At 68.2% G+C, this 25,604-nt stretch carries 16 protein-coding genes and 3 rRNA genes; 5 read left to right on the top strand and 14 right to left on the bottom strand.

Going from position 1 to position 25,604, the window contains the following annotated elements:
• Nucleotides 1-80: 80 nt before the first annotated feature.
• Nucleotides 81-1,085, bottom strand: coding sequence for an aldose 1-epimerase family protein (locus tag ACSJDX_RS04565; RefSeq protein ID WP_438354392.1), 1,005 nt, complete (start codon nt 1,083-1,085; stop codon nt 81-83).
• Nucleotides 1,086-1,443: 358 nt separating this feature from the next.
• On the opposite strand from ACSJDX_RS04565, the gene ACSJDX_RS04570 reads away from it, so the two are divergent.
• The 3 genes from ACSJDX_RS04570 to ACSJDX_RS04580 all read left to right on the top strand — a co-directional run bounded on the left by ACSJDX_RS04570 (nt 1,444) and on the right by ACSJDX_RS04580 (nt 4,531).
• Nucleotides 1,444-2,283: a class I fructose-bisphosphate aldolase gene (locus ACSJDX_RS04570; RefSeq protein ID WP_438354393.1), complete on the top strand. Its 840-nt coding sequence runs from the start codon at nt 1,444-1,446 to the stop codon at nt 2,281-2,283.
• Nucleotides 2,280-3,461, top strand: a complete 1,182-nt coding sequence (locus ACSJDX_RS04575) for a Gfo/Idh/MocA family protein (protein ID WP_438354394.1) — start codon at nt 2,280-2,282, stop codon at nt 3,459-3,461. The genes ACSJDX_RS04570 and ACSJDX_RS04575 overlap by 4 nt, the downstream gene beginning before the upstream one ends.
• A 68-nt stretch (nt 3,462-3,529) precedes the next feature.
• Complete coding sequence (locus ACSJDX_RS04580; RefSeq protein ID WP_438354395.1) at nt 3,530-4,531, top strand: LacI family DNA-binding transcriptional regulator; 1,002 nt, start codon at nt 3,530-3,532, stop codon at nt 4,529-4,531.
• 6 nt (nt 4,532-4,537) lie between these two features.
• Here ACSJDX_RS04580 and ACSJDX_RS04585 read toward each other — a convergent pair whose 3' ends face one another.
• From ACSJDX_RS04585 to ACSJDX_RS04625, 9 genes are all read right to left on the bottom strand, one after another.
• The gene (locus tag ACSJDX_RS04585) at nt 4,538-5,383 is read right to left on the bottom strand and encodes a transglutaminase family protein (protein WP_438354396.1); all 846 of its coding nucleotides are present in this window, start codon (nt 5,381-5,383) and stop codon (nt 4,538-4,540) included.
• Complete coding sequence (locus tag ACSJDX_RS04590) at nt 5,380-6,309, bottom strand: alpha-E domain-containing protein (RefSeq protein ID WP_438354397.1); 930 nt, start codon at nt 6,307-6,309, stop codon at nt 5,380-5,382. Before ACSJDX_RS04590 ends, ACSJDX_RS04585 begins: the two co-directional genes overlap by 4 nt.
• Complete coding sequence (locus tag ACSJDX_RS04595) at nt 6,303-8,033, bottom strand: circularly permuted type 2 ATP-grasp protein (protein WP_438354398.1); 1,731 nt, start codon at nt 8,031-8,033, stop codon at nt 6,303-6,305. Before ACSJDX_RS04595 ends, ACSJDX_RS04590 begins: the two co-directional genes overlap by 7 nt.
• 122 nt (nt 8,034-8,155) lie before the next feature.
• Nucleotides 8,156-8,830 carry an alpha/beta fold hydrolase gene (locus tag ACSJDX_RS04600; RefSeq protein WP_438354399.1) on the bottom strand — a complete coding sequence of 225 codons (675 nt, stop codon included), beginning with the start codon at nt 8,828-8,830 and terminating at the stop codon, nt 8,156-8,158.
• A gap of 99 nt (nt 8,831-8,929) precedes the next feature.
• Nucleotides 8,930-10,153, bottom strand: coding sequence for an ornithine--oxo-acid transaminase (gene rocD, locus ACSJDX_RS04605; protein WP_438354400.1), 1,224 nt, complete (start codon nt 10,151-10,153; stop codon nt 8,930-8,932).
• The gene (gene ddaH / locus ACSJDX_RS04610; RefSeq protein WP_438354401.1) at nt 10,150-11,028 is read right to left on the bottom strand and encodes a dimethylargininase; all 879 of its coding nucleotides are present in this window, start codon (nt 11,026-11,028) and stop codon (nt 10,150-10,152) included. Before ddaH ends, rocD begins: the two co-directional genes overlap by 4 nt.
• 129 nt (nt 11,029-11,157) lie before the next feature.
• A complete protein-coding gene (locus tag ACSJDX_RS04615; protein ID WP_438354402.1) occupies nt 11,158-12,285 on the bottom strand; it encodes an NAD(P)-dependent alcohol dehydrogenase in 1,128 nt (375 codons plus the stop codon).
• Nucleotides 12,286-12,296: 11 nt separating this feature from the next.
• Nucleotides 12,297-12,515: a helix-turn-helix transcriptional regulator gene (locus ACSJDX_RS04620; RefSeq protein ID WP_438354403.1), complete on the bottom strand. Its 219-nt coding sequence runs from the start codon at nt 12,513-12,515 to the stop codon at nt 12,297-12,299.
• Nucleotides 12,515-12,949, bottom strand: a complete 435-nt coding sequence (locus ACSJDX_RS04625; protein ID WP_438354404.1) for a hypothetical protein — start codon at nt 12,947-12,949, stop codon at nt 12,515-12,517. The genes ACSJDX_RS04620 and ACSJDX_RS04625 overlap by 1 nt, the downstream gene beginning before the upstream one ends.
• A 238-nt stretch (nt 12,950-13,187) precedes the next feature.
• Between ACSJDX_RS04625 and ACSJDX_RS04630 the strand changes: the two genes are divergently transcribed.
• Nucleotides 13,188-15,194 carry an MDR family MFS transporter gene (locus ACSJDX_RS04630; RefSeq protein ID WP_438354934.1) on the top strand — a complete coding sequence of 669 codons (2,007 nt, stop codon included), beginning with the start codon at nt 13,188-13,190 and terminating at the stop codon, nt 15,192-15,194.
• Nucleotides 15,195-15,373: 179 nt separating this feature from the next.
• Here ACSJDX_RS04630 and ACSJDX_RS04635 read toward each other — a convergent pair whose 3' ends face one another.
• Nucleotides 15,374-19,147, bottom strand: coding sequence for a proline dehydrogenase family protein (locus tag ACSJDX_RS04635; protein WP_438354935.1), 3,774 nt, complete (start codon nt 19,145-19,147; stop codon nt 15,374-15,376).
• A 134-nt stretch (nt 19,148-19,281) separates the two neighbouring features.
• Here ACSJDX_RS04635 and ACSJDX_RS04640 point away from each other — a divergent pair, with 134 nt between their 5' ends.
• Entirely contained in the window at nt 19,282-20,169 is an 888-nt protein-coding gene (locus ACSJDX_RS04640) for a LysR family transcriptional regulator (protein ID WP_438354405.1), read from the top strand.
• A 47-nt stretch (nt 20,170-20,216) separates the two neighbouring features.
• Here ACSJDX_RS04640 and rrf read toward each other — a convergent pair.
• The 3 genes from rrf to ACSJDX_RS04655 all read right to left on the bottom strand — a co-directional run bounded on the left by rrf (nt 20,217) and on the right by ACSJDX_RS04655 (nt 25,487).
• A 5S ribosomal RNA gene (gene rrf / locus ACSJDX_RS04645) occupies nt 20,217-20,333 on the bottom strand.
• Nucleotides 20,334-20,438: 105 nt separating this feature from the next.
• Nucleotides 20,439-23,544 (bottom strand): 23S ribosomal RNA (locus tag ACSJDX_RS04650).
• Nucleotides 23,545-23,964: 420 nt separating this feature from the next.
• Nucleotides 23,965-25,487: ribosomal RNA gene (locus tag ACSJDX_RS04655) — 16S ribosomal RNA — on the bottom strand.
• Together the 16S, 23S and 5S rRNA genes form the textbook arrangement of a ribosomal RNA operon.
• Nucleotides 25,488-25,604: the final 117 nt, after the last annotated feature.

A 25,604-nucleotide genomic window follows, 5' to 3' on the forward strand; every position in this document is an offset into this window, starting at 1 on the left:
TCATGCACCCGGCTCGACAACGTTGTCAAGCCTCGTTACCGAACCGCGTCCGCACCGTTGCCCCCGACGGCGACGGCGCCTCAGGGGAGCGTGACGGCGACCTCGACGCCCAGCATCCGCTCCTCGCCGGGGGCCAGAGGGCGCAGCAGGCCGCGGGCGCGCGCGTCGGCGCGGCCGAGGATCGTCGGGGCCGTGGCGGGCTCGATCCCGAGCACGTAGTGCCCCGGCTCGGCGACCCGCCACTGGATCAGCCCGGGCAGCTGCGCCGTGTCGAACGCGATCCGCACGGCGAGTCCCGACGGCGCGGCCACCTCGACCGCGACGGAGCGATCGGCCGGAAGCCCGTGCGTGAACACCTGCTCGGGGTACTCGTCGGCGAGCGCCGGGAACGTCTGCCACGACTCCACCCCGGCCTTCGCCTGCGCGTCGCGCGGCACGACGGCGGTCGCGGGGCTGCGCACCACCGTGCCCTCGTCGACCAGCGGCCAGCCGAGGTTCAGGTGGTAGAGCACCATCGGCTCGACGGGCCGCGAGCCGCGGTTGACCACGACGTCCTCGACCCGGAGGCGCGGCTCCCCCACCGGCAGCACGATGCGCCGGCGCAGCTCGAGGTCGGGGCCGAACACGGTCGTCTCGCGGACGACGCCTTCGACGACGACCTCCTGCGCCGTGGCCTCGGTGCGCGTGATGCTCGCCCGCAGCGACGAGTACCGGCCGTGCATCGGATGCTGCTCCCCGCCGTCCTCGCCGGGGGGCCCGTAGGTGAGCAGCCCGCACGTCGTGAGCAGACCGCCGCCGAAGGCGCGCATCCATCCCCGCCCGTCGGCGTCCCCGGTCGAGAGCGGCGGGAACCCCGCCCCGGAGATCCACGCGAGCGGGATGCCGGCGGCGCGCACCTGCGCGATGTCGAGCCCGCGGTCGGGAAGCACCTCGACCGCGAGCACGCCGTTGTCCAGGCGGATGCGGCGAGCACCGGCATCCGGACCGTCGGTCACCGTCGCGGACTGCACCGACACCGCCTGCCCCAGCGAGCCGAGGCGCGCGAGGGCCTCGTCGATCGGTCGCCCGTACAGCTCCGCGGTCATCGCGCCCGCCTCTCGCTCGCCGGCGCGGCTGCTCCGCCGCACTCGAAGCGCCACGGTAGCGCATCGTCGCGAACCGCCCGTCCGCCGTCCTCTGCCGCCCACCCCGCCTCTCCTCAGCCCACTCGGCGTCCAAGGCCCGTGCGATGGACGGAAGCCCACGATATTTCCGGTACACCGCGGGGGCTCTCGGCGAAAGCACGGGCGTTGGACGAGCAGGGGAACGGCTATTGCCCGCTGCCAGAGGGCAGCGGGGCCGTGTCCGTCGAAACTTCGATTGACAACGTTGTCTCAGAGTGCCCATACTGTCTCCCGGGCACACAGCCGCGCCCGTCCGCCCGAGCTACGGAGCAGCACACCGATGTCGACGTACCGCCTCAATCGACTCTTCAACGCGCAGTCCGGCCGCGCCCTCGACGTGGCCGTCGACCACGGCGCCTTCCACGAGCACGGCTTCCTCGCCGGCATCGAGGACATGGCGCAGACGGTCTCGACCCTCGTCGAGGCCGGACCCGACGCGATCCAGCTGACGCTCGGCCAGGCGCCGCTGCTGCAGTCGGTGCCCGGGAAGCAGAAGCCCGGACTCGTGCTGCGCACCGACATCGCGAACGTCTACGGCGATCCGCTCGAATCGCCGCTGCACAGCATCCACGTCCCGGACGCCATCGAGGTCGCCGTACGACTCGACGCCGTCGCGGTGTGCGTGAACCTGCTCGACCTGCCCGGCCACCCCGAGGTGCGCGCCGACTGCATCCGCTCGATCCTCGCCCTGCGCACCGAGGCCGCCCGCTACGGCATGCCGCTCATGATCGAGCCGCTGGTCATGCAGACCGCCGCCGGCAAGGGCGGCTACGGCGTCGACGGCGACACTGCCAAGATCGTCACCCTCGTCCGCCAGGCGCGTGAGCTCGGCGCCGACCTGATCAAGGCCGACCCGACCGACGACATCGAGGACTACCACCGGGTGATCCAGGCCGCGGGCGACACCCCCGTGCTCGTGCGCGGCGGCGGCCGCGTCGACGACCGCACCCTCCTCGAGCGCACCCAGGCCGTGCTGGCGCAGGGCGCGCGCGGTATCGTCTACGGCCGCAACGTCATCCAGCATCCCGATCCCGCGGGCATCACCGCCGCGCTCATGGCGGTCGTGCACGAGGATGCCTCGGTCGACGACGCTCTCGCCCTGATCGGCGGTGCCGCATGACCGGGGGCGGCGCGACCGGGCGCGCGTCCGCGCGACGTATCAACGTCGGGATCATCGGCGGCGGCCTGATGGGCCGCGAGATCGCCGCGGCCCTGCGCCGCTGGCCCGCGCTCGTCGACCACCCCGCCGACCCGCAGCTGGTCGCCGTGTGCGACATCAACCCGGCCGCGATGGACTGGTTCGACGGCATCGACACGGTGCGCCTCAAGACCACCGACCACCGCGAGCTGCTCGCCGACCCCGACATCGACGTGGTCTACATCGCGGTGCGGCACGATCTGCACGAGGCGCTCTACATCGACACGATCCGCGCGGGCAAGGCGCTCCTGGCCGAGAAGCCGTTCGGCATCGACCGGGCGGCGGCGGATGCTGTGACCGCCGCGATCGCGGAGACGCCGAACGCCTTCGTGCGCGTCTCGAGCGAGATGCCGTTCTTCCCCGGCGCGCAGTGGGCGATCGACTACGTGCGCTCGGGCGCGCTCGGCCGCATCGTCGAGGCCAAGTGCACATTCCTGCACTCCAGCGATCTCGATGTGAACAAGCCGCTCAACTGGAAGCGGCAGCAGAAGTTCTGCGGCGTCGCGGGCGTCATGAACGACCTCGGCATGCACACGTGGCACGTGCCCCTGCGGCTCGGCTGGGCTCCCGAGAAGGTGATGGGCGTGCTGCAGGACATCGTCACCGAGCGCCCCGGACCTGACGGCGCGCTCGTGCCCTGCGACACGTGGGACAACGCCGTCATCCACTCGTGGTCGACCCACGACGGCGCCGCGTTCCCGCTCGCCACCGAGACCAAGCGCATCGCTCCCGGCGAGAAGAACACGTGGGAGTTCGAGGCCGTCGGCATGGACGGCGGCGTGCGCTTCAGCACCAAGAACCCCAAGTCGGTCGAGGTGTTCGCCCTCATCGACGTGCCCGGCGTGGGCGCCCAGCAGTCGTGGCAGCAGGTCGACGCCGGCAGCCAGTCGGTGTGGCCGACGGTGACCGGCCCGAACTTCGAGTCGGGGTTCTCGGACGCGATCCTGCAGATGTGGGCGGCGTTCCTGGCCGAGCTCACCGGGGACCTGGGCGACCGCTTCGGCTGCGTGCGGCCCGAGGAGGCGGCGCTGACCCACCGGATCTTCGCGGCCGCGATCGCCTCGCACGACGAGGGCCGCCTGGTCGCGCCCGAGGCGTGAGCGGGACAGGCCGGAGAATGGATGCCGGTGCCCGCAGATCTGCGCGGGCGCCGGGCGAGGAGGGCACGATGCGCGGAAGCGGGCGACCGACCATGGTCGATGTGGCCGCCGACGCCGGTGTGAGCCTCAAGACGGTGTCGCGCGTCATCAACTCCGAGCCGAATGTCGACGTCGAGATGGCGGCGCGGGTCGAGGCATCCGTCGTCCGTCTCGGCTACCACCGCAATGCGATCGCCGCGTCGCTGCGCTCGGGGAGCCGCGACACGATCGGGTTCGTCTCGGCCGACCTGTCGAACACGTTCTACATGGCGATCGCCGCGGCCGTTTCGACGGTGGCGGTGACCCGCGGAATGCAGGTGATCGTCGCCTCGAGCGAGGAGGATGCCGCGCGCGAACGCGCCCTCGCCCTCGACCTCGCCCAGCGACGGGTGGCCGGGCTGATCGTGGTGCCGGCCGGGGACGACAGCGCCTACCTGTCGGGCGAGGTGGAGCGCGGCACGCCCGTCGTGTTCCTCGACCGCCCGGGGCGAGGCATCCGCGCCGACGACCTGCTCATCGACAACCGCGGCGGAGCGCGCGCGGCCGTAGCCGAGCTGCTCGCGGTGGGGCACGAGCGCATCGCGGTGCTGCTGGACTCCCCCGCGATCTACACGATGGCCGAGCGCCGCGCGGGCGTCGAGGAGGCGTTCGCCGCGGCGGGCCGTGCGATCGACCCGCGCCTGGTGGCCGAAGGTCTGCACACCCCCGCGGCGGCCCGCGAGGCGATGCAGCGCCTGCTGTCGCTCGCCGAACCGCCCACCGCGGTGTTCTGCGGGAACAACCGCTCGACGATCGGCGCCCTCGAGGCACTGCTGGCGACGGAGGCGGATGTCGCGCTCACCGGGTTCGACGACTTCGAGCTGTCCCGCCTGCTCCCCCGTGCGATCCGCATCGTCGACTACGACACCGCCGCGCTCGGCGAGCGCGCCGCGACCACCCTGCTCGACCGCATCGCCGGCTCCCCTCCCGCCGGGCAGCCGTTCCTGCTCCCTACCCACCTCGTCACGCGCGGCCTCGGCCTCGGCGGCTGACGCGGACTACTCCTCGCGGGTGATCGTGACCGAGACGTTGAGCTTGCTCTTGAACAGGCCGGCGTACACGCCCCGCAGCGGCGGCACGTCGTTGTAGTCCCGGCCCCGGCCCACGAGCACGTGCCGGTCGCCGATCTCGATGTTGTTCGTGGGGTCGAAGCCCTGCCACTCGCCGGTGAACCACTCCACCCACGCGTGCGACTCGCCACGGACGGCCTCGCCGACCTCGGCGCTCGGCCGCGGGTGCAGGTAGCCCGACACGTACCGGGCGGGGATCCCGATCTCGCGCAGGGCGCCGAGCGTGATGTGCGCGATGTCCTGGCAGACGCCCTTGCGCGCCTCCCACGCCTCGCTCGCAGTCGAGTGCACGCCGGTGACGCCCTGCATGTACTCCATCGCATCGCCGACCGCGACCGCCACCGCGAGCGCCGCCGGGCCGGGCCGGGCGTGGCGCCCGGCGACGGAGCGGGCGAGCTCGACGACATCCTCGCTCGGACGGGTGCGACGCGTCTGCACGAGCTGCTCCACCGTGCCGATCCGGCGCGGCGCCTCGGCGGCCAGCTCGTCCCACGACATGTCGGCGTGCTCCAGCGGACGCGGACGCACCTCGACCAGGCTGCGCGCGGTGATCTGCAGCGCGGAGTGCGGCGAGAGCACGTCGAAGGATGCCACGCGGGTGCCGAAGTAGTCGACGTACTGGTTCACCGACGTCGAGGGCTCGATGTCGAGCGACGAGCTCAGCACGAACTGGCTGTCCGTCGAGCCCGGCAGCATGCGCGCCTCGTTGTACGACGCCGTAACGTCGCCCGGATAGCTGAACCCGGTGGAGTGCTCGATGCGGAGGCGCTTCACGAGATCTCTCCGATCCAGCTCGGCTCGGCCTGCGTCGGGAAGAACCGGTGCCGGATGGCCTCGGATGCCTCCCGCGTCACCTTCTGCACCCGCTGCATGTGCTGCGGCAGCTCGCCGAGGATCTCGCCGATCGGGCGATACTCGAGGTCGTTGCGGATCTGCCCGAGCGCCCGCAGCACCTGGTTCGAGTGACCGACGCGGTCGGCACGGGGGTCGATGGCGCTCATGCAGTCCTCCGCGCGCGAGATCGAGTAGATGATCGACCGCGGGAACAGCCGGTCGAGCAGCAGGAACTCCGCCGCGTTGCGCGCGCTCGGCATCCCGCGGTACGTCCGCAGGTACGCCTCGTACGCGCCGCAGGAGCGCAGGATGGTCGTCCACGAGGGGCCGGATGCCTCGGTCAGCGACCGCGTCGCGAGCATGCGCGCCGTCATGTCGGTGCGTTCGATGGAGCGCCCCAGGGTGAAGAACTGCCATGCCTCGTCACGGCTGGTGGACGAGTCGACGACACCCACCGAGAGCGCCGCGCGCTCGCGCACCCACTGGAAGAACTCGTGCACGCGGTCGGCCTGCAGGCGGCGCGGCATGCGCGAGTTGGTGGTGTTGAGGCATTCCCACAGTTCGGTCGAGACGATCTCACGAGCACGGCGGGCGTTCTCGCGGGCGGCGGTGAGCGCGTACCCGATGCTCGCGGGGTTCGAGCGATCGACGGCGAGCCGCTGGAGCACGTCGGCACGACGGACGGTCTCGGTCTCCGGCACGGCCGAGCCCATCACGCTCAGCAGCGACCGGCACGCGGTGTCCTCATCGACCCACGGGTCTTCCAGCAGCAGCTGCAGGTGCACGTCGAGGATGCGCGCGGTGCCGTCGCTGCGCTCGATGTAGCGCCCGATCCAGAACAGGCTTTCGGCGATGCGGCTCAGCACGACGCACCTCCGGTCTGCTGCTGCTGTTCGGCCTGCGAGTCGTGCGGAGCCTCCAGCGGCTCGGGAGCGTGCTCCTGCTGCTGCTGTTCGCTCTGCGAAGCGCCGCCGTCGGGGTCGCGCGGAGAGTGCGCCGGCTGGGGTTGGCCGTCATAGAGGATCGGGATCGCGCCGGTCAGCGACGCGGCCTGATCGGCGACGAGCCCGGCGAGACCGTCACCCTGTCCGTACTCGACGTGTCCGGGCGCCATACCGCCCACGATCCAGGTGTCCTTCGAGCCGCCGCCCTGGCTGGAGTTGACCACGAGCTGCCCCTCGGGCAGTGCCACGCGGGTGAGCCCGCCGGGCAGCACCCAGATGTCGTCGCCGTCGTTCACCGCGAACGGACGGAGGTCGGCGTGCCGCGGGCGCATCCCGTCCTCCACCAGGGTCGGGATCGTCGACAGCATCACCACGGGCTGCGCGATCCATCCGCGCGGATCGGCGACCAGCCGCTGCCGGAGCGCGGCGAGTTCGGCGGGCGAGGCATCCGGCCCCACCACCAGTCCCTTGCCGCCGGAGCCGTCGACGGGCTTGACCACGAGCTCGGGCAGGCGGTCGAGCACCTCCTCGAGGGCGCCCGGATCCTCCAGACGCCACGTGTCGACGTTCTTGAGGATCGGCTCCTCGGCGAGGTAGTAGCGGATGAGGTCGGGCACGTAGGTGTACAGCAGCTTGTCGTCCGCGACGCCGTTGCCCACGGCGTTGGCGATCGTGACGTTGCCGAGGCGCGCGGCGAGCATGAGCCCCGGCGCGCCGAGCATCGAGTCGGCCCGGAACTGCAGCGGGTCGAGGAAGTCGTCGTCGACGCGGCGGTAGATCACGTCGACCCGGCGCGGCCCCCGGGTGGTGCGCATGAACACCTTGCCGCCGGCGCACAGCAGGTCGCGCCCCTCGACCAGCTCGACGCCCATGAGCCGCGCGAGCAGCGTGTGCTCGAAGTACGCGGAGTTGTACACGCCCGGTGTGAGCACGACGACGTTCGGCTCCTCGATGCCGGCCGGCGCGGAGGCGCGCAGCGCGGCGAGGAGCTTGTTCGGGTAGTCGCCGACAGGGCGCACCCGCATCGAGACGAACAGCTCGGGCAGGGTCTGGGCCATCACGCGGCGATTCGAGATGACGTAGCTCACGCCCGACGGCACGCGCACGTTGTCTTCGAGCACGCGCATCTCGCCGTGCTCGTCGCGGATCAGGTCGATGCCCGACACCTGGATGCGCACGCCGTTGGCGGATTGGATGCCGGCGGCCTGGCGATAGAAGTACTGGCTCGACGCGATCAGCCCGGCCGGCAGCACCTCGTCGCGTACGCAGTGCTGGTGCCCGTAGGCGTCGTCGAGGAATGCCTCGAGGGCCCGGACGCGCTGCTTGACCCCGGCTTCGATGCGCGCCCACTCGTCGTAGGCGATGACGCGCGGCACCGCGTCGAGGGGGAAAGGGCGCTCCTCGCCGGCGAAGTCGAAGGTGACGCCCTGCGCGAGATACGAGCTGGCGAGCGAGTCGGTGCGGCCCCGCAACTCCTCCTGCGTCATGCGCGCGAGCGCCTGGTACAGCTCCCGGTAGGCCTCGCGTGACTCTGCCGGCGCGCCGGGGTGCTCGGGCGAGCCGAACATCTCGTCGAACGCGGGGATGCCGGTCGGCGTCTTGCGCGGGGCGAGCGTGGAGCCGTAGCCGTCGAACAGATCACCCATGCCGGAAGCCTAGTCCGGCCCGTGTTGCGCGGGTGTTTCCGCACACCCTCACGCGTCAGCACTCCGCGGATGCCGCGCTCACACGCTGAGGGCCCGCACCGACGACCGCATGGGGGCCGGGGTCAGGGCGACTGCAGCAGCGCGGCCGCGAGAGCCTCGGGGCGTGCGAACGCGGGCAGGTGCCCCGTCGGGATCGGCTCGACCTCGACCCCGAGCCGCTCGCGGGCGACCCGGCGCTGGAGGGCGAGGGGGAACATCCGGTCCAGTTCTCCCGCGATCACTCGGGTCGGGATGTCGGGCCACGCGTCGAGCGGGAACTCCTGGGCGAAGATCGACTCGGACTGCGGCGGCTCGCCCTCGGCCCACAGCTGCGCCTGTCGTTCGTCCGGCACGTCGTGGAAGAAGGTCGTCGCGGGGTCGAACTCCGGCGAGACGCCGACGGATGCCGCGTACTCGGCGACGGCGGCGGACTGCCCGACGTCGTCGCCCCACCGGCCGGGCGTCTCGTGCGGCGCGGGGATCATCGGGCACACGAGCACGATCGCGCGTGGCCGCACGCGCGATGCCACGACGCCGGCGGTGAACGCGCCGATCGACTGCCCGACCACGACGTCGACAGAGGCGTCGCCTACCGGGCCGAGCGCAGCATCCGCGTAGTCGTCGAAGGTGGCCCCGTCGACGGTCGTCGGAAGGTCGGCCGCCCACGCGGTGTGTCCCTCGTCTTCGAGCCGGGGCGCCACGAAGCGCCAGTAGCCCGCGTTCGCGGCCGCCCCGTGGATGAGCAGGAAGTTCGCCATGCCGCACACGTTAGCCACGCGGCGCGATCGCGACCACGGGCTTGACACCTGTGCGGCCGCGCGCCGATGCAGCGCGCGGCCGAGACATCCGCTCCGCAGTCAGTCTGCGAGCACGACCTTGAGCTGCTCGATCGCCCAGTCGAGCTCGGTCGCGCGCACCACCAGCGGCGGTGCGATGCGGATGGTCTGGCCGTGCGTGTCCTTCACCAGCACACCGCGCGCCAGCAGCTGCTCGGCGACCTGACGGCCGGTACCGACCGCACGATCGATGTCGACCCCCGCCCACAGCCCCGCGACCCGCACCGCCGTCACGCCGTGTCCGACGAGCTCGGCGAGCCTCGCCTCGAGGTGCTCACCGAGCGCGGCGGCGCGCTTCTGCAGGTCGCCGCTCGCCAGTAGCTCGACCACCTTCGTGCCGACGGCGCTGGCGAGCGGGTTGCCGCCGAACGTCGACCCGTGCTCGCCGGGGCGGATCACCCCGAGCACGTCCGCATCGGCGACGACGGCGGAAAGGGGCAGGATGCCTCCGCCCAGCGCCTTGCCGAGCAGGTACACGTCGGGCACGACGCCCTCGCGGTCGCACGCGAACGTCGTGCCGACGCGGCCGAGTCCGGACTGGATCTCGTCGGCGATGAACAGCACGTTCTCGCGTGCGGTGATCTCGCGCACGGCGCGGAGATAGCCGTCGGGCGGGATCACCACGCCGGCCTCGCCCTGGATGGGCTCGATGAGCACGGCGGCAGTGTGCGGAGTTATCGCCGCCTCGATCGCGGCGGCGTCGCCGAACGGCACGTGCACGAAGCCCGGGGTGAACGGCCCGAAGCCCTCGCGGGCCTGCGGGTCGTCGCTGAACCCGACGATCGTCGTGGTGCGGCCGTGGAAGTTGCCGTCCGCGACGATGATCGTCGCCTGCCCCTCGGGGATCCCCTTCACCCGGTAGCCCCACGCCCGGGCGACCTTGATGCCGGTCTCGACGGCCTCGGCGCCCGTGTTCATCGGCAGCACGAGATCCTTGCCGCACAGCTCGGCGAGAGCCGCCGCGAAGGGACCGAGCCGGTCGTTGTGATAGGCCCGGCTGGTGAGCGTGAGCCGGTCGAGCTGCGCACGCGCGGCGGCGAGGAGCGCCGGATGCCCGTGGCCGAAGTTCAGCGCCGAATAGGCCGAGAGCAGGTCGAGGTAGCGCTTGCCCTCGGCATCCGTCACCCACACCCCCTCGCCCTCGGCGATCACCACCGGCAGCGGGTGGTAGTTGTGGGCGACGTGCTGCTCCTCGGCCTCGATGATGCGCCGGGAGTCGACGTCGACGCGCGGCGAGGGGGTCATCGCCCGGCTCGCAGCTCGAGGGTGCAGCACTTGATGCCGCCGCCGCCGAGCAGCAGCTCGGACAGGTCGACCATGATCGGGTTGTAGCCGCGCTCGCGCAGCTGCTTCTCGAAACCGGCCGCGCGCGGCGAGATGATCACGTTGTAGCCGTCGCTGGCGGAGTTGAGGCCGAACACGGCGCCGTCGTCGTCGGAGACGCGGATCGCGTCGGGGTAGCGCTCGGCGAGGATCGCCTGGCTCGCCTCGTCGAAGGCTGACGGCAGGTACGCGATGTTGGCGTGGTCGACGCCCTCGGGCCCCTGGACGGGGTCGAGCACGGCGATGGCGGTGTCGAGGTGGTAGAACCGCGGGTCGACGAGGGTGAGCGACACGACCTCCCGGCCGAAGACCTCGCCCACCTCGCGGTGACTGTCGCCCGTGGAGCGGAAGCCGGTGCCCGCGAGGATCGTGTCGCCGACGAGCAGGAAGTCGCCCTCGCCCTCGTTCACCTCGACCGGCTCGCGCACGTCCCAGCCGCGCTCGGCGAACCAGTCCATGAAGGCCGGGCCCTCGGGGCCGCGCTCGCGGAAGCGGAACTTCGCGCCGTAGACGACGCCGTCGATGACGAACCCGCCGTTGGCGGTGTAGACCATGTCGGGCAGGCCCTGGATCGGGTCGATCAGCTCGACCTCGTGACCGAGCGCGAGGTAGGTGTCGTACAGGTCCTGCCACTGACGCAGGGCCACCGCGGTGTCGGTCGGGTTGGCCGGCTCCATCCACGGGTTGATCGTGTAGCTTACGGTGAAGTGCTCGGGCCGGCACATCAGGTAGCGGCGGTGCTGTGCGACGCGCTGCTGCGTCGGGGCGGCCGTGGCGGCGGACTCATGCGTGGACATGGTGCTCCTCGTGAGAAGGTGCGGCGGACGCTGTCCAGGGGCCCGGCGGCTCCCGGAGGAACGGGGGACAGGCCCGGGCACGCCGCCACCATTCTCACACGCGTCCGCACGATCTCCCAGAGCGCCGGCTCAGGCGACGACCACGACCTTGCCGACGGTGTGACCGGCGGCGACGGATGCCACGGCCGCACCCGCGTCCGCGAGCGGAACCGTGCGCTCGACAGGAGGCGTCAGGCGCCCGGCGGCGGCGAGCGCGACGAGCTCGGCGACCACCGCGGTCCTCGTGACGGCGGCGATGGAGCGGAACCGGCGTCCGGGCCGCGCGGTGACTGCGGCGCGCAGCATCCGCGGGATCGGTCCGAGCAGGCCGCCGCCCTCGCCGCCCACGAGCGCGACGGTGCCGCCGCCTTCGGAGCGGGGTCGCAGGAGGGCGCGCAGCAGCGGGAGCGGCGGTTCGCCCGCGATGTCGATGACCGCGTCGAACGTGCCCGCGGGCAGCTCGGCGAGGTCGGTCGTGCGGTAGTCGAACGTGCGGGCGGCACCGAGGTCGCGGAGGGTGTGCTCGGCGCGCGCTCCGCACGTCGCCCACACCTCGGCGCCGCGATCGGCGGCCAGCTGGACCGTGATCGTGCCGACGCCGCCTCCCGCACCGATCACGAGCACGCGCGATCCGGACCCGACGCGGCAGGCGTCGAGCGCGGCGAGTGCCGTGGCGCCCGACACCGGGAGGGTCGCGGCGAGCGCGGCATCCACTCCCGCCGGACGAGCCGCGAGCCGGCGCGCCGGCACCGTCACGTACTCGGCGAGGGTGTCCCTCCAGCCGCACACCACGGCGTCTCCGACGGCGAACCCCTCGGCGCCCTCTCCGAGCGCCACCACCGTGCCGGCGAGATCGATCCCGCGGCCCGCCACCCGCGGGCGACGCAGGCCGGAGAACAGCCGCACCATCCGCGGGTCGCCGCGCAGCAGGTGCACGTCGCCGGAGTTGATGGAGGCCGCCTCGAACCGCACGAGCACCTCGCCGCGGCCGGGCGTCGGCACGCGCACGGTCTCGGAGCGCAGCACATCCGCTTCCCCGTACTCCCGCTGCCGCCACGCGGTCATCGTGGCCGGGATACGGGCACCCCCCGCCCAGCGAGACTGCACTCCCGCATCGAGACCTGCGCGGTCCGCCGCGGTCTCGATGCCGGAGTGCAGTCTCGCCTCGGGCGAGGGGATGGTCGGGGCGGAGATCGCCGGGCGGGGTGCAGCATCCATCGTCTTCTCCTTCATGTCGTGGGGTACTGGAACACGTCGTCGAGGCCGACCTCGAAGACGGAGGCGATCTGGAACGCGAGCTCGAGCGTGGGCGAGTACCTGCCCTGCTCGATCGCGATGAGGGTCTGGCGGGTGACGCCGATGCGTCGGGCGAGGTCGGCCTGGGTCATCTCGTCGGAGGCGGCGCGCAGCGCCTTGATCGAGTTGGTGACGCGCGTGGGCTTGACCATCAGGCGAGCCCGCGGCGGTACATGATCACCCGGGCGGTTCCGCCCACCAGCGCGGACAGCGCGAAGCCGAAGTAGACGGTGTTCGCGATCCAGAACCAATCGGCCTCGATCGCGCACAGGGCGATCGCACCCAGGCCGCCGATCACGAGGAACGCCTGTCCGACCCGGTCGCCCGCGCGTTCGATGTCGCGGTCGCGCTGGTCGGAGCGCCCGACCCCGTCGGGGTCGCGGCGGGCGACGGCCATGCCCCATCCGATGCTCAGGAGGATCGAGCCGACGATCCCGCCGCCGATCGTCCACAGCATGATCGGCAGCCAGTCGACCTCGGTCAGGGCCCGACCGGCCGCAGCCTGCAGCGTGACCACGACGTAGACGACGAGGGCGATCACGGTGACGATCAGCCCCGCCCAGGTGTTGCGCTCCTCGTAGACCATGACGTCCTCCGATGTAAGGAATCTTTGACATCATGAAGGTACGCCGGGCGCGGCATCCGTGTCAAGAATTATTTACACGATCGGATGCCTCGCCCCGCCGCCCGCCCGCTCGGGCCCCTCGCGAGGAGTACTGTTGACCCGCGACAACCACCTCGTGGCTCGCCGCATCCGCTCCCCCTCGATCGATGGAGGTCCGATGTCCGACGTCGCCGCCCCGCAGCGTTCCGCCGCGCCCGTGATGACGCACCGCATGATCCTCTTCGTGATCTTCGGGCTCATGGCGGGCATGTTCCTGTCTGCCCTCGACCAGACCGTCGTGGGCACCGCGATCCGCACGATCGGCGACGATCTGCAGGGCCTGAGCCTGCAGGCATGGGTCACGACCGCCTACCTGATCGTGTCGACCATCTCGACGCCGATCTACGGCAAGCTCTCCGACATCTTCGGCCGCCGGCCGCTGTTCCTCATCGCGATCGTCATCTTCATCATCGGCTCGATCCTCGCGAGCTTCTCGACGTCGATGATCGAGCTCGCCGCGTTCCGTGCGATCCAGGGCCTCGGCGCCGGTGGTCTCATGTCGATGCCGCTCGCGATCATGGGCGACATGCTCGCCCCACGCGAGCGCGCCAAGTATCAGGGCTACTTCCTGGCGGTGTTCGGCATCTCGAGCGTCATCGGCCCGCTCGTGGGCGGGCTGTTCGCCGGGGCGGGACAGATCCTGTTCATCACCGGCTGGCGCTGGGTGTTCCTCATCAACGTGCCGATCGGCATCGTCGCCCTCGCGATCGTCTGGCGGTTCCTGCACCTTCCGAAGCAGCCGCAGCGCTCGGTGCGCATCGACTGGTGGGGCGCGACGACCGTCATCCTCGCGCTGGTGCCCTTGCTGCTCGTCGCCGAGCAGGGCCGCGAATGGGGTTGGGGGTCGCCCATCGCGATCGGATGCTACGTGGTCGGGGCGCTCGGAATCGCGGCGTTCGTGATCGTCGAGACGCTGATGAAGGACGACGCGCTCATCCCGCTGAAGCTCTTCCGCTCCCCCACGTTCTCGATGGCCACCGTCATCGGCGTGCTCGTCGGCTTCGGCATGTTCGGCGCCATGCTGACCCTGCCGCTGTACCTGCAGCTCGTGCTCGGCTCGAACCCGACCGAGAGCGGCTTCCAGATGCTGCCGATGATCCTCGGGCTGATGATCGCCTCCATCGGCAGTGGGCAGATCATCGCCCGCACCGGCCGCTACCGGATGTTCCCCATCCTCGGCACCTTCCTGATGTCGGTGGGCTTCTTCCTCCTCACCTTCATGAAATACGACACCTCGTACTGGTTCGTCGCCGCCGCCATGCTCGTGATCGGACTCGGCCTCGGTCAGCTCATGCAGACCCTCACGATCGCGAGCCAGAACTCCGTCGGCCTGCGCGACATGGGCGTGGCCACGAGCTCCTCGACGTTCTTCCGGCAGATCGGCGGAACCCTCGGCACCGCCGTGCTGCTGTCGCTGCTGTTCACCCTGATGCCCTCGAACATCATCGGATCGTTCGCCGACCGCGGCACGCTCGTGGGGGCGCTCGACGCCGCGTTCGACCCCGCGGTCGCCGCGGCGCCCGAGAACGCGCGGATCATGTCGTCGATCTACACCCCGATCGTCACCCGCGTCACCGACCAGACGACGACGCAGCTGCAGAGCGGCGTGGACCAGGCGACGGATGCTGCGACCCAGGCCGTCGCCGATCAGGTCGCGGCCGGTCGGATCCCGGCCGCGGCTCAGCGGGCCGCGACCGCTGCCGCGGTGACGCAGGCGCGCACCGCCGCGGCGGACAAGATCCGCGCGCAGGTACCGGTCGCGCGGGTGGGCTCCGACGGCACCGTGACCCTGGACTTCACCGACGCGGCCGCACGCAGCACGTTCGTGGACTCCCTCGCCACCACGCTGCAGGACCAGTTCACGTCGGGCTCGGGCGACACGTCGATCGGGTCGTCGACCCTCAACGACACGTCGTTCCTGCTCGGCGCCGACAAGCGGCTGAGCACTCCGTTCCTGGTCGGCTTCAACTCGTCCGCCGTCACGGTGTACTGGGTCGCGATGTCGGTCGTCCTCCTCGCGTTCGTGCTGTCGCTGTTCTTCCGCACGCCTCCGCTGCGCGCGAAGTCGGCGCTGCAGGAGGCCGCGGACGAGCGCAACGGCAAGGAGGACGAAGAGCTGCGCGCCGCCGACGCCGCCACGACGACCGGCTCGCTCGTCCTCCCCTAGCCCGCGGGTTCGTCCGGCGTGGGTGCCGCGGAACGCCGCTCTCCTCCCCGCCGAACCCATGGTTCGTCTGCGCCGTCCCGACGTTCACGGCGTCCCGAACCTCGGAAAGGCGCAGACGAAACCAGGACGGCGATACGGGGAGCGGATGCCGCGGCTCGAGACCGCGGCATCCGTCGAGGTCAGATGACGGACTCGCTCCAGGGGTCGGGGTTGCCGAAGCGGTGCGCGGTGATCGCGATCGCCTGCTCGTGCAGAAACGGCAGGAGCTCGAGGCGACCGGCGGTGGTGACCTCGTTCGCGTAGACCGCGAGGTCGGGGTCGCCCTCGACCTCCGCGGCGAGCGCGAGGTGCAGGGCATGCACGGTGTCGGGGCGACCCACGAGACGCACGCGGGGCGGGCGCGGGGGGAGCGCCTCGGTCGCGGCGTCCGCGTCGTCCGGGACGCGCCCGGCCATGCGCTCGAGCCACTCCGTGTCGGACTCCACGTGCACCGGCACGTCCGCCGCACCGAGGGCGCGGCGCACTTCGGCGGGCAGCCCGACCGGCGCGCTCAGGGAGAACGCCGACTCCGAGCGGATGCCGGCCACCACGACGCGCAGCACGGACTGCCACGAGGCATCCCCCGTCGCCCGCACGGCCACGTCGACGGGACGGTAGCGGAAGAGGTTCCGCTCGACGCCCAGGTGCGAGACGTCGCGCACCTGACCGAACTCGCGGCTCCAGGCGACCGCGTCGGACAGCGCGCCGCGGCGCAGCCACTCGAACGACTCGTAATCCAGCGACGGCTGCGCGGCCTCGATGATCGCCGTGATGCGCGTGTCGAGGCCGCGCAGGTGCAGCGTCGATGACGGCGCACCCCCCGACGACGCGCGCCATGATCCGAGCCCGACGAGGTAGTTCGGGCCGCCGGCCTTCGTGCCCGCGCCGACCGACGAGCGCTTCCACCCGCCGAACGGCTGCCGCTGCACGATCGCGCCGGTGATGCCGCGGTTGACGTAGAGGTTGCCCGCCTCGACGCCGTCGAGCCACTGGCCGAGGTCGTCCGGGCTCTGCGTGTAGAGCCCCGCCGTGAGCCCGTAGGCGACGGCGTTCTGCAGCTCGATCGCGTGCGCGAGGCTGCGCGCATGCATGATACCGAGCACCGGCCCGAAGAACTCCTCGAGGTGGAAGCGCGATCCGGGCCGCACACCGGTGCGGATGCCGGGGCTCCACAGTCGCCCGTCGAGATCGCCCTCCGACTCGACGGCGCGCGGCTGCACGAGCCACCGCTCCCCGTCGTCGAGCTCGGTGAGGGCCCACTCCAGCTTGCCGTGCGGCCCCTCGATGACCGGGCCGACCTCGGCGAGAGGATCGGTGGGCGGCCCGACGCGGAGGGAGGTCGCGGCATCCACCAGCTGGCGCGCGAAGCGCTCCGACCGCGCGACCGGTCCGACCAGGATCGCCAGCGACGCGGCCGAGCACTTCTGGCCCGCGTGCCCGAAGGCGCTCTTGATGAGATCGGATGCCGCGAGGTCGAGGTCGGCCGACGGCATGACGACCATGGCGTTCTTACCGCTGGTCTCGGCCAGCAGCGGAAGCTCCGGGCGCCACGAGCGGAACAGCGCGGCGGTCTCCCACGAACCGGTGAGGATGACGCGGTCGACGTCGGGGTGCGACACGAGCCGCTGCCCGAGGCCGCCCTCGTCGAGGTCGACCAGCGCGAGCACGTCGCGCGGGACCCCGGCCTCCCAGAGCGCCTCGGCGATCACCGCGGCGCACCGACGGGCCTGCGGCGCGGGCTTGAACACCACGCCCGACCCGGCGGCCAAGGCCGCGAGCACTCCGCCCGCGGGGATCGCGAGCGGGAAGTTCCACGGCGGGGTGACCACCGTCAGCCGGGCCGGCACGAACACGGCGCCGCTCACCCGATCGAGCTCGCGCGCGGTCGCGGCGTAGTAGTTCGCGAAGTCGACCGCCTCGCTGACCTCGACGTCGGCCTCGGCGAACACCTTCCCGGTCTCGGACGCGGCGACCTCGATGAGCTCGCCCCGCCGCGCTTCCAGCGCGCGCGCCGCCGCCTTCAGCACCTGCGCACGCTCGGCGGCGGGTCGCGCTCCCCATCCTTCGGCGGCGGACCGCACGCGGGCGACGATGTCGTCGAGGACGGATGCCTCCTCCACCCGCGCCGCGGCGATCGTGGCGTCGCCGGCGGTCGAGGTGAGGACGCGATCGAGGATGCCTGCGGCCCACTCTCGATTGACGGGGAGCGCCGGATCGGAGTCTGCGGCGTTGCGGAACCCCGGCGCTCCGTCGGCCGCCCCGGCCTCGCGCGGCGCGAACACGGCGGTCTCGACGAACGCGTGACCGGCGAAGGCCCGCGGCTCGGTCGGCGCAGACGGCAGACCGAGCACCGCGCGAGTGAGCGCGTCGTCTTCGTCCGCGGCCGCCGAGCCCGCCTCCGCGGCCGCTGAGTCCGCCGCCGCGGCCGCCGAGCCTGTCGACGTGTCGCCTCCGAGATCGAGCGCATCCCCGGCGACGACATCACCCGTGCCCGCGCGGGCCGTGGTTCCGCGATCCTGGGTGCGGTTCGCCCCGACGGGGAGCGCGGCATCCGTCGACCGCTCCAGCGAAGCGAGATAGCGGTCGCGCTCCCGCACACGCATCGCCGCATCCTCGGCGAGGTCGAATGCCACCGAGAGGAAGTTGTCGCTCGACGCGTTCTCCTCGAGCCGGCGCACGAGATAGCTGATCGCGACGTCGAACTCGTCGGGGCGCACGACCGGCACGTACAGCAGCACGTGTCCGACCTCACGGGCGACCGCCTCGACCTGGCCCTGGGCCATGCCCAGGAGCATCTCGAACTCGATGTCGGCGCGCACGCCGCGTTCGCCGGCCAGGACCCACGCGTGTGCGATGTCGTAGAGGTTGTGCCCCGCGACGCCGATGCGCACCGCCGCGGCGTTCTCGGGGGTGAGCGCCACGTCGAGGCAGCGCAGGTAGTTGGCATCGGAGTCGACCTTCGCGCCGAAGGTGGCGAGCGGCCAGTCGTGCATCACGGCGTCGACGCGCTCCATCGCGAGGTTCGCGCCCTTCACCAGGCGCACCTTGATGCGCGCACCACCGGCCGCCACGCGCTGTCGCGCCCACTCGGTGAGCTGCTGCAGCGCGGGCAGCGCATCGGGCAGGTAGGCCTGCAGCACGATGCCGGCTTCGAGGTCGCGCAGTCGCGGATCCTCGAGCAGCCGCGTGAAGACGGCGATCGTCAGGTCGAGATCGCGGTACTCCTCCATGTCGAGGTTGATGAAGGTGGGTCCGCCCGTCGCCGTCGACGGTCCGGCCGCGGTGAGGTACAGCGGCAGGAGGCGCTCGACGACCTTGTCGACCACCTCCTCGAACGCCCACATCGAGATGTGACTGGCGATCGCCGACACCTTCACCGACACGTAGTCGACGTCGTCGCGCCGGATGAGGTCGTGGATGCCCTCGAGCCGGCGCAGCGCCTCCTTCTCGCCGAGCACGGCCTCGCCGAGCAGGTTGAGGTTGAGGCGCGCGCCGCCGTCGCGCAGCTGTGCGATCGCAGGGCCGAGCTTGTCGGCCCGCGCGTCGACGACGAGGTGGCCGACCATCTCGCGCAGCACGCGCCGCGCGATCGGCACCACCGGACTGGGGAGCACCGAGGCCACGGATCCCCCCGCGCGCACCGCCGCCCGCAGGTACCACGGCAGGAACGCCGGAACGAGCGGGGCGACGCGATGCAGATTGGATGCGGCCGCCGACAGGCTCTCCGGACGCATCACGCCGTCAACGAATCCGATCGTGAACGGCAGACCGTTCGGGTCCTTCAGCACGCCGGCGAGACGCTCGGCCGCGGGGTCGGCGTCGACCGCGGCGCTCTCCGCGATCCACCGCTCCGCGAGGTCGACGACCGCGCGCGCGTGCTCCGTCATCGCCGGGCCGTCCGTGCTCGTTCCCATGGTGTCCGCTCCCGATCCCTCGGCTCCAGCCTGCACCTCGATGCGCGTCATGCCTTCAGCATGCGGCACCGAACTATTCGAGAAAAGCGACGATCTATGATCAGTACCATTCGATGCTATCGAAGGGAATCCGGATGCTGGAGCTCCGCCGCCTGCGGCTGCTGCACGAGCTCTCCTTGCGCGGCACGCTCGCCAGCGTCGCCGAAGCGCTGTCGTACAGCCCGTCCACCGTCTCCCAGCAGCTCGCGCAGCTCGAGAAGGATGCGGGTGTGCCGCTGCTCGTCGCGGACGGGCGCCGCGTGAGACTGACGGAGCACGGCGCGATGCTCGCCGCACATGCCGCGCGGGCGCTCGAACTCGACGAGCAGGTGCGCGGCGACCTCGAGTCGCTGCGCACGGGCACGGCACCGGTGCAGGTCGCGGTGATGCAGACGGTCGCGCAGTCGCTCCTCGCCCCCGCTCTCACCCTGCTGCGCGACCACGACCCCGACGTCGTCGTCGCGGTGACCGAGCTCCCGCCGGAGGAGGGCCTGTTCGAGTTGGCGGCACGACGGTTCGATCTCGTCGTCGCGGAGCAGTACCCGGGGCACTCGCGTGCCCATCCGACCGGCATCGAGCGCACCGAGATCGGACGGGACGCGATCCGGTTGGCCGTGCGGCGCGGAGAACCCGCACGAGACCTCGACGCGCTGCGCGGGAGACCGTGGGTCATGGAGCCGAGCGGCACCGCGTCCCGGCAATGGGCGACCCAGCAGTGCCGTGCGGCCGGCTTCGAGCCCGATGTGCGGTTCGAGATCGCCGATCTCACCGTGCACGTACGACTGATCGCCGCCGGCCTGGCGGTCGGACTCCTCCCCGACCTCGCTCGGGCTCCCGGTCGCAAGGAACTCACACTCGTCGACCTGCCGGGCTCACCGGCGCGCGAGGTCTTCGCCGCAACACGCACGTCGTCGACGCGGCCGGCGATCGCAGCCGTACGCACCGCGCTGAAAGACGCGTTCACGGCCCGCACCGCGCGTTAACCACGAAGAGCCCATCCGACAATGGATGGGCTCTTCGATCGAAGTAAGTCCGGCGGTGTCCTACTCTCCCACAGGGTCTCCCCTGCAGTACCATCGGCGCTGAGAGGCTTAGCTTCCGGGTTCGGAATGTGACCGGGCGTTTCCCTCTCGCTATGGCCGCCGAAACACTATGGATGTTCCGTCGTTACAGCAAAACAGTGTTTTGTTGTGTTGTTCTCGACCGTACATCGAGAACCACTCAGTGGACGCGTGCACCAAAGATTCGGTGTGTTATCAAGTCATCGGCTTATTAGTACCGGTCAGCTTCACGTATTACTACGCTTCCACATCCGGCCTATCAACCCAGTAGTCTGGCTGGGAGCCTCTCACCATAAATGGTATGGAAGTCTCATCTTGAGGCCGGCTTCCCGCTTAGATGCTTTCAGCGGTTATCCATCCCGAACGTAGCTAACCAGCGGTGCACTTGGCAGTACAACTGGCACACCAGAGGTTCGTCCAACCCGGTCCTCTCGTACTAGGGTCAGATCCTCTCAAACTTCCTACGCGCGCAGCGGATAGGGACCGAACTGTCTCACGACGTTCTAAACCCAGCTCGCGTACCGCTTTAATGGGCGAACAGCCCAACCCTTGGGACCTACTCCAGCCCCAGGATGCGACGAGCCGACATCGAGGTGCCAAACCATGCCGTCGATATGGACTCTTGGGCAAGATCAGCCTGTTATCCCCGAGGTACCTTTTATCCGTTGAGCGACAGCGCTTCCACAAGCCACTGCCGGATCACTAGTCCCGACTTTCGTCCCTGCTCGACCTGTCAGTCTCACAGTCAAGCTCCCTTGTGCACTTACACTCGCCACCTGATTGCCAACCAGGTTGAGGGAACCTTTGGGCGCCTCCGTTACTTTTTGGGAGGCAACCGCCCCAGTTAAACTACCCACCAGGCACTGTCCCTGAACCGGATTACGGTTCGAAGTTAGATATCCAGAGTGACCAGAGTGGTATTTCAACAATGACTCCACCATAACTGGCGTCATGGTTTCATAGTCTCCCACCTATCCTACACAAGCCACACCGAACACCAATACCAAGCTGTAGTAAAGGTCACGGGGTCTTTCCGTCCTGCTGCGCGTAACGAGCATCTTTACTCGTAATGCAATTTCGCCGAGTTCGCGGTTGAGACAGTTGGGAAGTCGTTACGCCATTCGTGCAGGTCGGAACTTACCCGACAAGGAATTTCGCTACCTTAGGATGGTTATAGTTACCACCGCCGTTTACTGGGGCTTAAATTCTCAGCTTCGCCTTGCGGCTAACCGGTCCTCTTAACCTTCCAGCACCGGGCAGGCGTCAGTCCGTATACATCGTCTTGCGACTTGGCACGGACCTGTGTTTTTAGTAAACAGTCGCTACCCACTAGTCTCTGCGGCCACCACACCCTTTTCGGAGCAAGTCCGTATAAGTGGATGGCCCCCCTTCTCCCGAAGTTACGGGGGCATTTTGCCGAGTTCCTTAACCACGATTCTCTCGATCTCCTTGGTATTCTCTACCTGACCACCTGAGTCGGTTTGGGGTACGGGCGGCTAGAACCTCGCGTCGATGCTTTTCTTGGCAGCATAGGATCACCCACTTTTCATCCGCATCGTGTCTCAGCCTTGATGACTCCCGGATTTGCCTAAGAGTCGGCCTACGCACTTGCACCCGGACAACCATCGCCGGGCTGGGCTACCTTCCTGCGTCACACCTGTTAATACGCTAACCGCACCAGAATGGGGTCGTGCGCTAGGCCCAACGTCTCACCCCGAAGGGATCGATCAGAGGGATTCAGACACTTAGCACTACTGGATTAGCTGGGGCGGTTCTTCGCCGGTACGGGAATATCAACCCGTTGTCCATCGACTACGCCTGTCGGCCTCGCCTTAGGTCCCGACTTACCCAGGGAAGATTAGCTTGACCCTGGAACCCTTGGTCTTTCGGAGGACGTGTTTCTCACACGTCTTTCGCTACTCATGCCTGCATTCTCACTCGTGTGGCGTCCACGGCTGGGTCACCCCGCCGCTTCACTCGCCACACGACGCTCTCCTACCCATCAACACGGCTGGACCACGAAGGCCTACCAATAATGTCAATGCCACAACTTCGGTGGCGTGCTTGAGCCCCGTTACATTGTCGGCGCGGAATCACTTGACCAGTGAGCTATTACGCACTCTTTCAAGGGTGGCTGCTTCTAAGCCAACCTCCTGGTTGTCTAAGCAACTCCACATCCTTTCCCACTTAGCACGCGCTTAGGGACCTTAGTTGGTGGTCTGGGTTGTTTCCCTCTCGACTATGAAGCTTATCCCCCACAGTCTCACTGCTGCGCTCTCACTTACCGGCATTCGGAGTTTGGCTGACGTCAGTAACCTTGTAGGGCCCATCGGCCATCCAGTAGCTCTACCTCCGGCAAGAAACACGCAACGCTGCACCTAAATGCATTTCGGAGAGAACCAGCTATCACGAAGTTTGATTGGCCTTTCACCCCTATCCACAGCTCATCCCCTCAGTTTTCAACCTAAGTGGGTTCGGCCCTCCACGACGTCTTACCGTCGCTTCAGCCTGGCCATGGATAGATCACTTCGCTTCGGGTCTAGGACATGCGACTGAATCGCCCTATTCAGACTCGCTTTCGCTACGGCTACCCCACACGGGTTAACCTCGCCACATATCGCTAACTCGCAGGCTCATTCTTCAAAAGGCACGCTGTCACACCTACCAGGGGTGCTCCAACGGTTTGTAAGCAAACGGTTTCAGGTACTATTTCACTCCCCTCCCGGGGTACTTTTCACCTTTCCCTCACGGTACTTGTCCGCTATCGGTCATCTGGGAGTATTTAGGCTTATCAGGTGGTCCTGACAGATTCACACGGGATTTCTCGGGCCCCGTGCTACTTGGGATACTCTTCACGCTGCGTCACACATTTCGGCTACGGGGCTGGCACCCACTCTGGCCCGCCCTTCAAAACGGTTCGCCTATACGCACGCATCACGTCGACCATCCGGCAGGATGATCAGAAAAGTCCCACAACCCCGAACGTGCAACCCCTGCCGGGTATCACACACGCTCGGTTTAGCCTGTTCCGGTTTCGCTCGCCACTACTCACGGAATCGCTGTTGCTTTCTCTTCCTGCGGGTACTGAGATGTTTCACTTCCCCGCGTTCCCTCTACCCGCCCTATATATTCAGGCGGGAGTCACCAGGCACGCACGCGCCCTGGCGGGGTTTCCCCATTCGGACACCCTCGGATCAAAACTTGCTTATCAGTTCCCCGAGGCTTATCGCAGATTGCTACGTCCTTCTTCGGCTCCAGATGCCAAGGCATCCACCGTTTGCTCTTAAAGACTTGAAATCACATGAGTTCGAATCGTCAATCGAAATTGACTAATGATCTTTAAGATCATCAATGAGAACCGACCCCGAAGAGTCGGCTCAAAGATGCTCGCGTCCACTGTGTAGTTCTCAAAGTACGGGCGGAACCCACCCCCACCACCATGCCGGCAGCAGAAAGCAGGCCCAAGAGGATCTGGAAACGACCACACCCGAAGACGTGGCCATGCCCGGTCCCTCAGGACCCAACAGCGTGCAGACACCCCGCTCACCCACCCCCACGTTCCCGAACCATCCGAAGACGGCACGTACTAGTGAGGATCAGTCGCGCTGATGCCATGTCAAATGTTCCACCCATGAGCTACCGGCAAGACACATTCGATCTCGATCCGGCGCCTGGACACCCACACCCCGAAAGGCCCGGATGCCAGATGCTCCTTAGAAAGGAGGTGATCCAGCCGCACCTTCCGGTACGGCTACCTTGTTACGACTTAGTCCTAATTACCGATCCCACCTTCGACGGCTCCCTCCACAAGGGTTAGGCCACCGGCTTCAGGTGTTACCGACTTTCATGACTTGACGGGCGGTGTGTACAAGACCCGGGAACGTATTCACCGCAGCGTTGCTGATCTGCGATTACTAGCGACTCCGACTTCATGAGGTCGAGTTGCAGACCTCAATCCGAACTGGGACCGGCTTTTTGGGATTCGCTCCACCTCACGGTATTGCAGCCCTTTGTACCGGCCATTGTAGCATGCGTGAAGCCCAAGACATAAGGGGCATGATGATTTGACGTCATCCCCACCTTCCTCCGAGTTGACCCCGGCAGTATCCCATGAGTTCCCACCATTACGTGCTGGCAACATAGAACGAGGGTTGCGCTCGTTGCGGGACTTAACCCAACATCTCACGACACGAGCTGACGACAACCATGCACCACCTGTTCACCAGTGTCCAAAGAGTTGACCATTTCTGGCCCGTTCTGGTGTATGTCAAGCCTTGGTAAGGTTCTTCGCGTTGCATCGAATTAATCCGCATGCTCCGCCGCTTGTGCGGGTCCCCGTCAATTCCTTTGAGTTTTAGCCTTGCGGCCGTACTCCCCAGGCGGGGAACTTAATGCGTTAGCTGCGTCACGGAGACCGTGGAATGGCCCCCACAACTAGTTCCCAACGTTTACGGGGTGGACTACCAGGGTATCTAAGCCTGTTTGCTCCCCACCCTTTCGCTCCTCAGCGTCAGTTACGGCCCAGAGATCTGCCTTCGCCATCGGTGTTCCTCCTGATATCTGCGCATTCCACCGCTACACCAGGAATTCCAATCTCCCCTACCGCACTCTAGTCTGCCCGTACCCACTGCAGGCCGGAGGTTGAGCCTCCGGTTTTCACAGCAGACGCGACAAACCGCCTACGAGCTCTTTACGCCCAATAATTCCGGATAACGCTTGCGCCCTACGTATTACCGCGGCTGCTGGCACGTAGTTAGCCGGCGCTTTTTCTGCAAGTACCGTCACTTTCGCTTCTTCCTTGCTAAAAGAGGTTTACAACCCGAAGGCCGTCATCCCTCACGCGGCGTTGCTGCATCAGGCTTCCGCCCATTGTGCAATATTCCCCACTGCTGCCTCCCGTAGGAGTCTGGGCCGTGTCTCAGTCCCAGTGTGGCCGGTCACCCTCTCAGGCCGGCTACCCGTCGACGCCTTGGTGAGCCATTACCTCACCAACAAGCTGATAGGCCGCGAGCCCATCCCCCACCAAAAAATCTTTCCAAACACTAACCATGCGGTTGCGTTTCGTATCCAGTATTAGACGCCGTTTCCAGCGCTTATCCCAGAGTGAGGGGCAGGTTGCTCACGTGTTACTCACCCGTTCGCCACTAATCCACCCAGCAAGCTAGGCTTCATCGTTCGACTTGCATGTGTTAAGCACGCCGCCAGCGTTCATCCTGAGCCAGGATCAAACTCTCCATAAAAAATGTTTGCCACCCCCGGTCGGAAAAAGACCAGAAACGACGAGCTTGATCTGACAAACAGAACATCAATACTGACATTCCAATTTCTCAAAGAAATCCCAACCGACCCGAAGATCG

Source organism: Microbacterium fluminis (assembly GCF_051549805.1).
Taxonomy (GTDB): Bacteria; Actinomycetota; Actinomycetes; order Actinomycetales; family Microbacteriaceae; genus Microbacterium.

Coding starts and splice junctions, on each gene's coding strand:
- ACSJDX_RS04565 (WP_438354392.1), bottom strand. CDS start 1,085: ATGACCGCGGAGCTGTACGGGCGACCGATCGACGAGGCCCTCGCGCGC.
- ACSJDX_RS04570 (WP_438354393.1), top strand. CDS start 1,444: ATGTCGACGTACCGCCTCAATCGACTCTTCAACGCGCAGTCCGGCCGC.
- ACSJDX_RS04575 (WP_438354394.1), top strand. CDS start 2,280: ATGACCGGGGGCGGCGCGACCGGGCGCGCGTCCGCGCGACGTATCAAC.
- ACSJDX_RS04580 (WP_438354395.1), top strand. CDS start 3,530: ATGCGCGGAAGCGGGCGACCGACCATGGTCGATGTGGCCGCCGACGCC.
- ACSJDX_RS04595 (WP_438354398.1), bottom strand. CDS start 8,033: ATGGGTGATCTGTTCGACGGCTACGGCTCCACGCTCGCCCCGCGCAAG.
- ACSJDX_RS04600 (WP_438354399.1), bottom strand. CDS start 8,830: ATGGCGAACTTCCTGCTCATCCACGGGGCGGCCGCGAACGCGGGCTAC.
- rocD (WP_438354400.1), bottom strand. CDS start 10,153: ATGACCCCCTCGCCGCGCGTCGACGTCGACTCCCGGCGCATCATCGAG.
- ddaH (WP_438354401.1), bottom strand. CDS start 11,028: ATGTCCACGCATGAGTCCGCCGCCACGGCCGCCCCGACGCAGCAGCGC.
- ACSJDX_RS04615 (WP_438354402.1), bottom strand. CDS start 12,285: ATGGATGCTGCACCCCGCCCGGCGATCTCCGCCCCGACCATCCCCTCG.
- ACSJDX_RS04620 (WP_438354403.1), bottom strand. CDS start 12,515: ATGGTCAAGCCCACGCGCGTCACCAACTCGATCAAGGCGCTGCGCGCC.
- ACSJDX_RS04625 (WP_438354404.1), bottom strand. CDS start 12,949: ATGGTCTACGAGGAGCGCAACACCTGGGCGGGGCTGATCGTCACCGTG.
- ACSJDX_RS04630 (WP_438354934.1), top strand. CDS start 13,188: ATGACGCACCGCATGATCCTCTTCGTGATCTTCGGGCTCATGGCGGGC.
- ACSJDX_RS04635 (WP_438354935.1), bottom strand. CDS start 19,147: ATGGGAACGAGCACGGACGGCCCGGCGATGACGGAGCACGCGCGCGCG.
- ACSJDX_RS04640 (WP_438354405.1), top strand. CDS start 19,282: ATGCTGGAGCTCCGCCGCCTGCGGCTGCTGCACGAGCTCTCCTTGCGC.